Origin of the sequence: Ruegeria sp. ANG-R, assembly GCF_000813985.1 — a bacterium.
Classification (GTDB): domain Bacteria; phylum Pseudomonadota; class Alphaproteobacteria; order Rhodobacterales; family Rhodobacteraceae; genus Ruegeria.
The window spans coordinates 185,757-199,013 of record NZ_JWLJ01000002.1 but is presented as its reverse complement, the minus strand read 5'-3'; the positions used below and the strand labels follow the sequence as shown (position 1 = coordinate 199,013).

Genomic DNA, 13,257 nt, shown 5'->3' with positions numbered 1-13,257 from the left:
CCTTAGGCGGCTTCTGCGGCCATCTTCTCCGCTTTGGCGATCACTTCTTCGATGCCGCCAACCATCAGGAAGGCCGCTTCGGGCAGGTGATCGTATTCGCCAGCGACAACCGCTTTGAACGACGCGATGGTCACATCCAGAGGAACCTGAACGCCGGGCGAACCGGTGAAGACTTCGGCCACGTCGAACGGCTGCGACAGGAAGCGCTCGATCTTACGGGCACGCGCCACGGTCAGTTTGTCCTCTTCCGACAGTTCGTCCATGCCGAGGATGGCGATGATGTCCTGCAGCGACTTGTAGCGCTGGAGGATCTGCTGAACGTCGGTCGCAACCTTGTAGTGCTCTTCACCAACGATGGCCGGGTCGAGCAGACGCGAGGTCGAGTCGAGCGGGTCAACCGCCGGGTAGATACCCTTTTCCGAGATCGCACGGTTAAGAACGGTGGTCGCGTCGAGGTGTGCAAACGAGGTTGCCGGCGCGGGGTCGGTAAGGTCGTCCGCAGGCACGTAGATCGCCTGCACCGAGGTGATCGAGCCCGACTTGGTCGAGGTGATGCGTTCCTGCAGGGCGCCCATGTCGGTGGCCAGTGTCGGCTGGTAGCCCACGGCCGAAGGAATACGACCCAGCAGAGCCGAAACTTCGGAACCCGCCTGCGTGAAGCGGAAGATGTTGTCGACGAAGAACAGAACGTCGGTACCGGACTGGTCGCGGAACTGCTCGGCCAGCGTCAGACCGGTCAGAGCAACACGCGCACGCGCTCCGGGAGGTTCGTTCATCTGACCGTAAACCAGAGCAACCTGCGATTCCGACAGGTTGTCCGGCTTGATCACGTTCGATTCGATCATCTCGTGATACAGGTCGTTCCCTTCACGGGTCCGTTCACCAACGCCCGCAAACACCGAGAAGCCCGAGTGCACTTTTGCGATGTTGTTGATCAGTTCCATGATCAGAACGGTTTTACCAACACCGGCACCGCCGAACAGGCCGATCTTACCGCCTTTGGCGTAGGGGGCCAGCAGGTCAACAACCTTGATGCCGGTTACCAGAACTTCAGACTCGGTCGACTGTTCGTCGAAGGTCGGTGCAGGCTGGTGGATCGCGCGGGCCTCAGTCGCTTCAACCGGGCCTTTTTCGTCGATCGGCTCGCCGACAACGTTCAGGATGCGGCCCAGGGTGGCGTTACCAACCGGAACCGAGATCGGTGCGCCGGTGTCGGTCACGGCTTCGCCACGGACCAGACCTTCGGTCGCGTCCATTGCGATGGTGCGGACGGTGTTTTCACCCAGGTGCTGAGCAACTTCCAACACCAGGCGCTTGCCGTTGTTGGTGGTTTCCAGCGCGTTCAGAATTTCAGGCAGCTGATCTTCGAAGTGCACGTCGACGACGGCCCCGATGATCTGTGTGACTTTGCCTTTTGCATTCGCCATGTTTCGTCTCCGGTATGTCTCTACAGCGCTTCGGCGCCGGAAATAATTTCAATCAGCTCGTTGGTGATCACGGCCTGACGCGAGCGGTTGAACTGGATCGTCAGCTTGTCGATCATCTCACCCGCGTTGCGTGTCGCGTTGTCCATTGCGGACATCCGTGCACCCTGTTCAGACGCTCCGTTTTCGAGCAGAGCCGAGAAGATCGCGGTCGCAACCCCCTTGGGCAGCAAGTCGGCCAGAATGGCCTCTTCGCTGGGCTCGTAGTCGAATACCGCACCGCTATCGTCACCCGTCGCTTCGTCTTCGAACGATGCGGGGATGACCTGCTGTGCCGTCGGGATCTGGGTCACAACATTGACGAACTTCGAGTAGAAGATCGTGGCAACATCGAACTCACCCCCGTCGAAACGAGACAGGACATCCTTGGCGATGTCTTGCGCATTGGAATAGCCCAGACGCTTGACCTCGCTTAGGTCGATATGACCAACGAACAGATCGGCAAAGTCGCGCTTGAGTGCGTCGCGACCCTTTTTACCAACGGTCAAGACCTTGACCGTCTTGCCTTTGCCGCGCAGCTCGTCCGCTTTGGCGCGGGCGAGCTTGGCGATGTTCGCGTTGAAGCCGCCGCACAGGCCGCGTTCAGCTGTCATCACAACCAGCAGATGGACATCATCGCTGCCCGTACCTCGAAGCAGCTTGGGAGCGCTGTCGCTACCCCCGACCGACGCCGCCAGCCCCGCCATCACGGCATTGAACCGTTCGGCATAAGGGCGCGAGGCTTCGGCAGATTCCTGGGCGCGGCGTAGTTTTGCTGCCGCGACCATCTGCATGGCCTTGGTGATCTTGCGGGTCGATTTGACCGACTCGATCCTGTTTTTAAGGTCCTTCAGACTAGGCATCGGAACCCCCTATCAAGCGAAGGTCGCGGCGTATTCGTCGATCGCTGCCTTGAGTTTGTCTGCTGCGTCACCTTTGATCTTCGGATCTTCGTCGGTGATCCACTTCAGCAGGTCAGCGTGCTTGCCGCGCAGGTGCGCCAGCAGGCCAGCCTCATAGCGGCCAACGTCAGATACGTCGATCTTGTCGAGGTAGCCGTTGGTGCCTGCGAAGATGACGCAGACGATTTCGGCGTTGGTCAGCGGCGAGTACTGCGGCTGTTTCATCAGCTCGGTCAGACGCGCACCACGGTTCAGCAGCTGCTGAGTTGCCGCGTCGAGGTCCGAACCGAACTGCGCAAACGCAGCCATTTCGCGGTACTGAGCCAGTTCCAGCTTAACCGGACCAGCAACCGATTTCATCGCATCGGTCTGAGCCGAGGAGCCCACACGCGAAACCGACAGACCGGTGTTCACAGCAGGACGGATGCCCTGGTAGAACAGTTCGGTTTCAAGGAAGATCTGACCGTCGGTGATCGAGATCACGTTGGTCGGAATAAACGCCGAAACGTCACCACCCTGAGTTTCGATAACCGGCAGAGCCGTCAGCGAGCCTGCACCGAAGTCTTCGTTCAGCTTCGCCGAACGCTCCAGCAGACGCGAATGGAGGTAGAAAACGTCGCCAGGATAGGCTTCACGTCCGGGCGGACGACGCAGCAGCAGCGACATCTGACGATACGATACAGCCTGTTTCGACAGGTCATCATAGATGATCAGCGCGTGGCGGCCGTTGTCACGGAAGTATTCAGCCATCGCAGTCGCGGCGTAAGGCGCAAGGAACTGCATCGGTGCCGGATCGGACGCGGTTGCGGCCACAACGATCGAGTATTCAATCGCGCCGGACTCTTCCAGTTTCTTCACCAGCTGCGCAACGGTCGAACGCTTCTGACCAACCGCAACATAAACGCAGTACAGTTTCTTCGACTCGTCGTCGCCTGCCGCGTCGTTATAGACTTTCTGGTTCAGGATGGTGTCCAGAGCCACAGCAGTTTTACCGGTCTGACGGTCACCAATGATCAGTTCCCGCTGACCACGGCCAATCGGGATCATCGCGTCAACCGATTTCAGGCCAGTTGCCATCGGCTCGTGCACCGATTTACGCGGGATGATGCCTGGTGCCTTAACGTCTGCAACGCCTCGCTTGGAAGCATTGATCGGGCCTTTGCCGTCCAGCGGATTGCCCAGACCGTCCACAACGCGGCCCAGCAGTTCGTCACCGATCGGAACGTCCACGATCGAGTTGGTGCGCTTAACAGTGTCACCTTCTTTGATGTCACGGTCGGAACCGAAGATAACGACACCGACGTTGTCGCTTTCCAGGTTCAGCGCCATGCCCATGATGCCACCGGGGAATTCGACCATCTCACCGGCTTGCACGTTGTCCAGGCCGTATACACGGGCAATCCCGTCACCGACGCTCAGCACGCGGCCGATCTCGGCCACTTCGGCTTCCTGACCAAAATTCTTGATCTGGTCCTTCAGGATTGCAGAAATCTCTGCAGCTTGGATTCCCATTTATCCGACCTCTTTCATTGCATTCTGTAGGGAGTTCAGCTTCGAACGGATCGAGCTATCGATCATTTTCGAGCCCACTTTAACGACAAGACCGCCGATGAGGCTTTCATCCACGGTCGCATTGATTGTCACGGTCTTGCCCACACGCTCGGACAGCGTTTTGGACAGTTTATCCATTTGAGTCTTGGTCAGCGCCTTGGCCGAGGCGACATCGGCGGTCACTTCACCGCGCTCGTCGGCCAGCATGTCACGCAGAACCTGAACCAGCTGCGGCACGACAAACAGGCGGCGCTTCTGCGCCATCAGACCCAGCGTGTTGCGCAGGATGGCGTGCAGGCCCATCTTGTCTGCAACCGCGGTGATTGCGCCTTCCTGTTCGGCACGCGAAATCAGAGGCGAAGCGATCAGGTCGCGCAATTCGGCGCTTTCACCCAAAGCTGCTGCCAGATCGTTGATTCCGGTTTCCAGACCTGCAAGGTCATTATTCTCTTTGGCGATCTCGAAGATCGCGGTGGCATAGCGCTCGGCGATGCCTGTGGAAATCGAAGCTGGTTCGGACACGTCCACCCTTCCGATATTTGAGGCCCCGAATTCGCGTTGCGGCAGCTACCCCGGGGGCGTGAAGAAACCCCGTCCATAAAGGGCGGGGATCAAAATCACCGGGGATGTAGCAGAGGTGTTCCAACCAAGCAATACGCTATAGCGGTAACAGATTTATCCACAAATCTTTATTTTTCATACACTTAAGGCAAGTGCGACCCTTTGGACCGGTTGCGGCAGTTGAAAAATGTTACGAATATGCAGGTTTTTGCGATTCCTGTGACTTTTTTCCCGCATTTTTTCCATTCGAAATGCGCCGGATTGTCACGCAGGCTTCAACAAACCGTCCAACGCCTTGATCGGGCGTTTCGCGGTGTGTTTGGTCACGCTTCCGCTGGGCGGACGAATGAGTTTGCTGACTTCAACCATTAGAACGCCTCCGGCCATGACAGTTGGAATGCGCTGCCCGGTTTTCTCGATCAGGCTACCGGATTTCAACCAGAACCGACGGAAAGAGGGCGGCAGATAAAGAGCCGAGCAATGGTTTTCGGGAACAAAGTGATGCGCACGCAGCTGGTTCTCAAGCTGCGTGGCTGAATAGGGCCGCCCAAAGCCAAACGGTGTTCGGTCTGACCGAGACCAGAGCCCGGACCGGTTCGGCACCACAAACAGCGCCCGGCCGCCGGGACCCAGCACGCGCCAGCATTCCTCGAGCAGCTGGCTGGGTCGGCCTGAGGTCTCAAGCCCATGCATCACCACCAGCTTGTCCACATGGCCGGTCTCGATGGGCCACATAGTCTCTTCCGTCAGGACCGAGACATTGGGCATCCCGGCAGGCCATGGCATCACACCCTGAGGGCCCGGCATCAGCCCGATCACGCGGCGCGCATCCGCTAAATAAGGGCGCAACAAGGGCACGGCAAAGCCGAAACCGACCACGGTCTGCCCCTTGGCTTCGGGCCACAGGTCAACCAATCGCCCGCGGATCGCCGCCTGCGCCGCCCGGCCCAGGGTGCTGCGATAGTAAAAATTCCTCAAATCCTGCACATCAAGATGCATTGCGGACACCCGGTCAATCGGCTTAGCTTGGCGCAGTCTAGCAATGAAAGGGCAAAAGGCCATGCCTCTTGAGATCGTTACCGTCCCTTGCCTCAGCGATAATTACGCCTTTCTCGCTCATGACCCGGTCAGCGGCGAGACCGCACTGGTCGACGCCCCCGAGGCGGCCCCAATTCTGGCCGAACTGGAGACGCGTGGCTGGCAGCTGAGTCACATCCTGCTGACCCATCATCATTGGGATCATGTGGATGGTCTGCCCGCCATCCTGGACAAGCAGCCCGCGCGCGTGATCGGCGCAAAAGCGGATGAACACCGATTGCCAAAACTCGATCAGGCCGTGGTCGAGGGCGACACCTTTTATATCGGCGGCGAACCCGTCGAGGTTATGGATGTGCCAGGCCACACTATCGGGCATATTGCATTCTATATGCCACAGACGGGCGTTGTGTTTACCGCAGACAGCCTTATGGCGTTGGGATGTGGGCGGCTGTTCGAGGGGGAGCCTGCGCAAATGTGGGCGTCGCTGAGCAAACTGGCGGCCCTTCCGGATGAAACAATTGTATGCTCAGGTCACGAATATACCCAATCGAATGCAAAATTCGCCCTGACAATCGACCCCGACAACCCTGCCCTGCAGGATCGCGTGGCTGATATTAACCGCGCCCGCGCAGCCGGAGAGCCTACTGTGCCTTCCATTCTGGCGTTGGAAAAGGCAACAAACCCGTTCCTGCGGGCCACCGATCCCGCGATTCAGGCGCATCTGGGCATGGAGAACGGCGATCCCGCCTCAGTTTTTGCCGAGATCCGATCTAGAAAAGACCAGTTTTAGTGCCTATTTGCCGCTCTTCACGGCCACGGTCACAACAAATGTGACTGTCAAGTGAAAGAAAACCCTTGAAGCCGGGGCGCTATCAACCAAACTCTAATAGTATGAGGACATGGTTGGGATGGGGATCCGGCCGATACTCGACCCCCTTCCGGCCCAATATAGAGGAGCACCCGCGTGCCTTCATTCTCGAGCACACTGGAACAAGCCATCCACGCGGCCCTTGCGGCGGCGAATGAACGGCGACATGAATTCGCAACGCTAGAGCATCTGCTGCTGGCGCTGCTGGAAGAACCCGATGCGGTACGCGTCATGAAAGCGTGCAGCGTTGATCTGGATGAATTGCGCAGCACACTGGTCGAGTTCATAGACGAGGACCTGTCAAATCTGGTCACCGACATCGACGGCTCCGAAGCAGTACCAACGGCCGCCTTCCAGCGCGTCATTCAGCGTGCCGCCATCCATGTGCAAAGCTCGGGCCGGACCGAGGTGACCGGGGCGAATGTACTGGTCGCCATATTCGCTGAGCGCGAAAGCAATGCAGCGTATTTCCTGCAAGAACAGGACATGACACGCTATGACGCGGTGAACTTCATAGCTCATGGCGTAGCCAAAGACCCCGCTTATGGTGAGAATCGCCCGGTAACTGGCGCCGATGAAGCCGAAGATGAGGCTCAGCCCGTCGCCAATGATGCCGATCCGAAGGAAAGCGCGCTTGGCAAGTACTGCATTGATCTGAACGCCAAGTCCCGTGCCGGGGATGTCGATCCACTGATCGGGCGCTCGGACGAGGTTGAGCGCTGCATTCAGGTGCTGTGCCGTCGGCGCAAGAACAACCCGCTGCTGGTGGGTGATCCCGGCGTCGGCAAAACCGCCATCGCCGAAGGTCTGGCACATAAGATCGTAGCCGGCGAGGCCCCGGACGTTCTATCGGAAACCACGATCTATTCACTGGATATGGGTGCCCTGCTCGCAGGAACCCGCTATCGCGGTGACTTCGAGGAGCGGCTGAAAGCGGTCGTGACCGAATTGGAAGAGCACCCGGATGCGGTTCTCTTCATCGACGAAATTCACACCGTGATCGGTGCCGGTGCGACCTCAGGTGGCGCGATGGATGCGTCAAACCTACTGAAGCCGGCGCTTCAGGGGGGCAAACTGCGCACCATGGGCTCGACCACTTACAAGGAGTTCCGTCAGCATTTCGAAAAAGACCGCGCGCTCAGCCGCCGATTCCAGAAAATCGACGTGAACGAGCCTTCGGTCGAGGATAGCGTGAAAATCCTGCGCGGCCTGAAACCTTATTTCGAAGAGCATCACTCGATCAAATATACCGCCGATGCGATCAAGACGGCGGTCGAGCTGTCGGCCCGCTATATCAACGACCGCAAACTGCCCGACAAGGCCATCGACGTGATCGATGAGGCCGGGGCGGCACAGCATCTGCTGGCCGAAAGCAAGCGTCGCAAGACCATCGGCGTCAAAGAGATTGAGGCGGTGGTTGCCAAGATCGCGCGTATTCCGCCCAAGAACGTCACCAAGGACGATGCCGAAGTTCTGAAAGATCTCGAAACCTCGCTGAAACGCGTGGTGTTCGGTCAGGATGAAGCGATTGAGGCCCTATCCAGCGCCATCAAACTGGCCCGCGCCGGTCTGCGTGAGCCCGAAAAGCCCATCGGAAACTACTTGTTTGCCGGTCCGACCGGTGTGGGTAAAACTGAGGTGGCGAAACAGCTTGCCGATACTCTGGGTGTCGAACTGCTGCGCTTCGACATGTCGGAATACATGGAGAAACACGCGGTCAGCCGTCTGATCGGTGCGCCTCCGGGGTATGTCGGGTTCGATCAGGGCGGTCTGCTGACCGACGGTGTTGATCAGCATCCTCACTGCGTATTGCTGTTGGATGAGATCGAAAAAGCGCATCCGGACGTTTTCAATATCCTGTTGCAGGTGATGGATCACGGCGAACTGACTGACCACAATGGTCGCACCGTAAACTTCCGCAATGTGGTCCTGATCATGACTTCGAATGCGGGCGCTCAGGAGCAGGCGAAGGCCGCGATCGGCTTTGCCCGTGACCGGCGCGAAGGCGAAGACACCGCCGCCATCGAGCGCATGTTCACGCCGGAATTCCGCAACCGTCTGGACGCCGTGATCTCGTTCGCGCCGCTACCGAAAGAGGTCATTTTGCAGGTCGTCGAGAAATTCGTGCTGCAGCTTGAAGCTCAGTTGTTGGATCGTGGTGTGACCATTGATCTGACACCCAGAGCCGCCGAATGGCTGGCCGACAAAGGCTATGATGACAAGATGGGTGCGCGTCCTCTGGGCCGTGTCATTCAGGAACACATCAAGAAACCGCTGGCCGAGGAACTGCTGTTCGGCAAGCTGGCCAAGGGCGGTGTGGTTCGTGTCTCGGTCAAGAAAGGTGAACTGAGCCTGGAAATCCTGGGTCCCGATCAGCCGCGTATACCCGGTGACAAGCCGCCATTGCTAACCGCAGATTAATGCGATCAGCTTTTCCTGTGGTGATCCTGCTCGCCGCCTCTCCGGTGGCGAGCGAAATTCGCCTGGAAATACCGGTAGACTGCCAACTGGGCAAAACCTGCCATATCCAAAACTATTTCGATCACACTCCAACCGGAAAGTTCCGCGATTTCCGTTGCGGGTCACTGACCTATGACGGTCATACAGGCACTGATTTTGGCCTTCCAACGCTCGCGAACATGAAGAATGGTGTGGATGTTCTGGCAGCAGCGCCCGGCAAAGTACGCGCCGTTCGGGATGGTATGCTTGATAAGAAATTCGACCCGAACGCCGCTAACGATGTTGAAAACCGCGAGTGTGGCAACGGGGTCGTAATTGAACATGATGATGGTTGGGAAACCCAATATTGTCACTTGCTGCGTGGATCGGTTGCGGTTGCACCTGATGATCTGGTGGAAACCGGCTCGGTTCTGGGCAAGATAGGATTAAGTGGAAAGACCCAGTTTCCACATCTTCACCTCTCGGTACGCAAGAATGGCCTTCCCGTCGATCCATTCGTTCCGAACGGCGGCAACGGTTGCGAAGATTCGGATGCCTCTCTTTGGGCGACACCTCTGGAATACGTTTCAAGCGGTCTTCTTTCGGTTGGTTTCTCACAAGGCATTCCGTCATACGAGGCGGTATTGGCCGGAACCGCAGCTGAAACCAAACTGCCCACATCCGCCGGCGCGATTGTTTTATACGGCCATGCCTTTGGCGGCCGCGCCGGAGACGTTATTCGGCTTGAAATATTCGGGCCTGATGGTGAATTTCTCTCGGAAGACATGGTACTGGATAAAACGCAGGCACAACTCTACCGTGCGACCGGGAGGCGATTGTCGGATACACGTTGGGAAGCCGGTGAGTATCGCGGCGTGGTAACGTTGATCCGCGAGGGAACGGCAATAAGCAAAAAGGCGACGTCTGTAACCGTACGTTGAGCGTTATCGCTCTGTCAGTTTCAACTCGATCCGGCGGTTCTGAGCGCGCGCCTCGGGTGTGTCCTCGGGATTGACGGGCTGGAACTCTCCGAACCCGTTCGCGGCCAGCCGGTCCGGCGGAATGCCCAGCGCATCGACCATGTAGCGGACCACCGACAAGGCGCGGCCCTGGCTGAGTTCCCAGTTGTCGCGATACCGTCCGCTGCCTGCAAGTGGAACATTGTCGGTGTGCCCATCGACCCGGATGACCCAGTTCAAACCCTCGGGAATCTCTGCGGCAACACTTCGCAGGATATCGGCAACCTTCGCCACCTCCTGACGGCCTTCGGCAGACAGATTCGCCGATCCGGTCGCAAACAGAACTTCAGAGGAAAAGACGAAACGGTCGCCTTCGATGCGCACGCCTTCCTGATCACCAAGCACATCCCGCAGCCGCCCGAAGAACTCCGAGCGATAGCGCTGCAGATCCTCTGCCTGCGCGGTCAGTTCCTGATTTTGGCCCGCCAGTTTTTCGGCCTCGGCCTCCAGCCTGATGCGTTCAGCTTCCTCCAGAAGTCGGCGGCGCCGTTCTTCCGAGGCCGCGCGCGCCAAGGCCGCATTCAGGTCCTGACCGAGCGTCTGTATCTGGATTTCAGCTGCTTCATTGCGTTCTTCATAATCATCCAACAATGCCTGCAACGATCCCAACTGACTGCGCAATGCCGCCATCTGTTGATTTAACAGCGCTGTTTGGCGTTGCGCCTCGGTGGAGATTTCTTTCTCGGATGCAAGCGCGTCGCGAGCTATCGCCAGCAGCGCCGCGCGCTCCTCGGCCAGTGATCTTTGTTCGTCCGCGTTGGCCTGAGTTTGCGTTTGCGCCTCCAGCGCGGCCTGTAGCTGCGCCTTCAGTTCTTCTGCGTTTATCTCACCGAACTGACGTTCCAACTCTGCTTTTGCAGCCTGCGCGGCGGCCAGCAAGGTCAGTGTCTCTTCTGCCTCTTTGCGCTGAGCGTCCAGCGCCAACGTCATTGCGGTCAGTTCTGCATCCGCATCCTCAAGACGATCCCGCAGGGCTTCGGCTGCAGCGGCTTCAGCAAGGCGTGCCGCCTCTTCCTCGGTCAGTTGCTGTTCCAATTCAGTGATCTGAGCCGCCTGCGCATCCTTGTCAGTTTCAAGGTCAGCCACAAGCGCCTCAAGCGCTTCTCTCCGCGCTGCGGCCAGGCGAGCAGCTTCGGTCTGAGCGTCGATTTCCTGCCGGCTTTGGGCAAGTGCCAGATTCAAAGCCTCTTGTTCGCCCAGCAACTCATCGCGCTGTGTCTCCAGCGCTGCGATATCACCCTGTGCGCGTTCCTGATCCGCCAGCAGCGCAGCGACCTGCGCTTCAAAATCGGTAATGCGGTCTTGCGCCTGCGTCAGATCATCCTCGACCCGGTTCAGGGTCGCGTTCAACGTTCCAAGACGCGCTTGAAGACGACTGTTCTCGCGCTCTTCCAGACCCAGTGCTCCGGCCAGAGCAGCGATTTCGTCGGATAGCGCCGTCAGTTCATCTTCTTGCCCCGAGATGGTTTCGCGCAGCACAAACTGTATGACCATGAAGATGGTCAGCACAAAGGTCAGCACCATCAGCAATCCCGTCATCGCATCCACGAATCCGGGCCAGACCGAGCCCGAGAACCGTTGACCTGTGCGGCGGGAGAGAGCCATTCGTTACTCTCCTTCCGGGGGGGTGCGTACCGCGCCGCGTGGCAGGGTCAGCGCCTTGACCAGAAGTTCGAAATCCTTGCGCAATTCGTTCATGCTGTCTTGTCGACCAGCAGAGATTTCTTCGAGAATGCGCAGCAATTGCACATCCATCGACCGCAGGCGCATCCGGCTTTCGGCATCGATCCCCTCGCCCGCCCCATGTTCACGCATGTGATCCAGCAGCGCATCCTGCCCAAGCGCCACGCGTTCCAGTGCAGCGGTAACGCCTTCGGTCTGAGCCTGCCGCTGGTTCATTTCACTGATCGCGTCGACCAGTTGGCCCAGTTTGGTTGAGACGTCGGCCCGGTCGACCTCCTGCGCCGAGAACATATCCTGCAGCGCATCCATCTGCTCTGACATCGCGTCCAGTACCGGCGTCAGCACCGCCAGTTCCGCGCCACCTTCGTCACCAGCGGCAAAGCCGACACGGGTGATCGAGGACAACCACTCCTCCAGCTCTCGATAGAACCGATTCTGACCGTGACCGGCAAACAGCTCCAGCAAGCCAACGATCAGTGACCCGGCCAAGCCCAGCAGAGACGAACCAAAGGCCACACCCATACCCTGCAGCTGCGATTCCAGCCCCGTCATCAACCGGTTGAAGACGGCCAAACCTTCCTCGCCCTCCTGCGGATTCAGGCTGCGTATCGTGTCAACGATGGCCGGAACGGTTGTCGCAAGACCAAAGAACGTCCCCAGAAGACCAAGGTAGATCAGAACATTGGTGATATAGCGTGTGATTTCACGCTCTTCCTCGACCCGTTCGGCAACGGAATCGAGAATTGACCGGGTGGAACTGGAACTGATCTGCGACCGCGCGCCGCGTTCGCGCAGCAGCGAAGCAAGCGGGGCAAGCAATTGCGGCGGGCGCACATCGTCACGCTCGACCCCGCCTGCAAAGGCTTCGATCCAGCGAACCGATCCGATCAGCTGGGTGACCTGAAGGAAACACGCGGCCACACCGATCACAAAGACCAGCAAGATGAAACCGTTAAGATACAAGTTGGCCTGAATGACCGGCAGCACGTATGGCAGCGCCATGAACACGCCAAGCCCCGACAGCCCTATTGCGATCAGCATCATCAAGATTTGGCGGATCGGTTGTGAGAAATGCGGTCTCACGCCCTGTTGTGCCTGCGCCATGCGCGTGGCTCCCGGTATTGTCTGCTCTTCTTCTGGGCTGAACCTATCGAAGTTCGCCCTATGACGCCAAGAGTTTATGCGCTGATTGTCCGCACCCGTTGCGACAACCACTCAAGATCGGGATCGTGCAGCCCGATCTCGGTGAGATGCGAGGCTGTATTGTAGAGGTACTCGGTATTCGGTCCACGTCCGCCGACCGCATGAGCGATGATCCGGGCCTGTTCTTCCAAAGGCAGGCCGCCGCAATACTGAACGTGATGCGCATCGATGACGTAGGTCACCGCGTTCACAATCTGCCCACAGTCCAGATGTACATCCAGCATCCGCTCCAGATAGGCTGATGAAATCAGTTCGCGTTCACGCAGTTCGGCCAGCGTGCGCTCTTCGTGCCCGGCCTCGACGGCCAAAGCCAATCCAGTGCAGCGCGCGTCTGGCTGCTCGTCCAGCGCCAGAACGAGGCCGGGGTCTTCCTCGGTGCCGCGATGATGGATTGAGCGCATACAGAACGACCGCGCATATCCATGCAGCGTGGCGCGTTCGCTACGAGCCACAGGAAAGCCCGGATTCCACAGCAGCGATCCATAACCGAAAACCCACATCGTCATTGTACTGGTCCTTGCCCGTTTGGC

General features: G+C 58.5%; 11 protein-coding genes. 3 read left to right on the top strand and 8 right to left on the bottom strand.

Annotated features, from left to right (window positions below; genetic code table 11):
* Positions 1–2: 2 nt before the first annotated feature.
* From atpD to RA27_RS09530, 5 genes are all read right to left on the bottom strand, one after another.
* Positions 3–1,427, bottom strand: a complete 1,425-nt coding sequence (gene atpD, locus RA27_RS09550) for a F0F1 ATP synthase subunit beta (RefSeq protein ID WP_039537698.1) — start codon at positions 1,425–1,427, stop codon at positions 3–5.
* A gap of 20 nt (positions 1,428–1,447) precedes the next feature.
* Positions 1,448–2,326: a F0F1 ATP synthase subunit gamma gene (locus RA27_RS09545; protein WP_039537694.1), complete on the bottom strand. Its 879-nt coding sequence runs from the start codon at positions 2,324–2,326 to the stop codon at positions 1,448–1,450.
* A gap of 12 nt (positions 2,327–2,338) precedes the next feature.
* Positions 2,339–3,877 carry a F0F1 ATP synthase subunit alpha gene (gene atpA, locus RA27_RS09540; RefSeq protein ID WP_010441761.1) on the bottom strand — a complete coding sequence of 513 codons (1,539 nt, stop codon included), beginning with the start codon at positions 3,875–3,877 and terminating at the stop codon, positions 2,339–2,341.
* Complete coding sequence (locus RA27_RS09535) at positions 3,878–4,438, bottom strand: F0F1 ATP synthase subunit delta (protein WP_039538165.1); 561 nt, start codon at positions 4,436–4,438, stop codon at positions 3,878–3,880. It abuts the gene before it with no gap.
* Positions 4,439–4,741: 303 nt separating this feature from the next.
* Positions 4,742–5,476, bottom strand: coding sequence for a class I SAM-dependent methyltransferase (locus tag RA27_RS09530; protein WP_039537689.1), 735 nt, complete (start codon positions 5,474–5,476; stop codon positions 4,742–4,744).
* A 61-nt stretch (positions 5,477–5,537) separates the two neighbouring features.
* On the opposite strand from RA27_RS09530, the gene gloB reads away from it, so the two are divergent.
* From gloB to RA27_RS09515, 3 genes are all read left to right on the top strand, one after another.
* Positions 5,538–6,305: a hydroxyacylglutathione hydrolase gene (gene gloB, locus RA27_RS09525; RefSeq protein WP_241484038.1), complete on the top strand. Its 768-nt coding sequence runs from the start codon at positions 5,538–5,540 to the stop codon at positions 6,303–6,305.
* A 174-nt stretch (positions 6,306–6,479) separates the two neighbouring features.
* Positions 6,480–8,804: an ATP-dependent Clp protease ATP-binding subunit ClpA gene (gene clpA, locus RA27_RS09520; RefSeq protein ID WP_039537683.1), complete on the top strand. Its 2,325-nt coding sequence runs from the start codon at positions 6,480–6,482 to the stop codon at positions 8,802–8,804.
* Complete coding sequence (locus RA27_RS09515; protein WP_039537679.1) at positions 8,804–9,763, top strand: M23 family metallopeptidase; 960 nt, start codon at positions 8,804–8,806, stop codon at positions 9,761–9,763. The genes clpA and RA27_RS09515 overlap by 1 nt, the downstream gene beginning before the upstream one ends.
* Positions 9,764–9,766: 3 nt before the next feature.
* Here the strand turns inward: RA27_RS09515 and RA27_RS09510 are convergent, their stop codons facing one another.
* From RA27_RS09510 to RA27_RS09500, 3 genes are all read right to left on the bottom strand, one after another.
* Positions 9,767–11,446: a peptidoglycan -binding protein gene (locus RA27_RS09510; RefSeq protein WP_039537676.1), complete on the bottom strand. Its 1,680-nt coding sequence runs from the start codon at positions 11,444–11,446 to the stop codon at positions 9,767–9,769.
* 3 nt (positions 11,447–11,449) lie between these two features.
* Positions 11,450–12,628: a hypothetical protein gene (locus tag RA27_RS09505; protein WP_039537673.1), complete on the bottom strand. Its 1,179-nt coding sequence runs from the start codon at positions 12,626–12,628 to the stop codon at positions 11,450–11,452.
* A gap of 74 nt (positions 12,629–12,702) precedes the next feature.
* Positions 12,703–13,233, bottom strand: coding sequence for a gamma-glutamylcyclotransferase (locus tag RA27_RS09500; protein WP_039537670.1), 531 nt, complete (start codon positions 13,231–13,233; stop codon positions 12,703–12,705).
* Positions 13,234–13,257 lie beyond the last annotated feature (24 nt).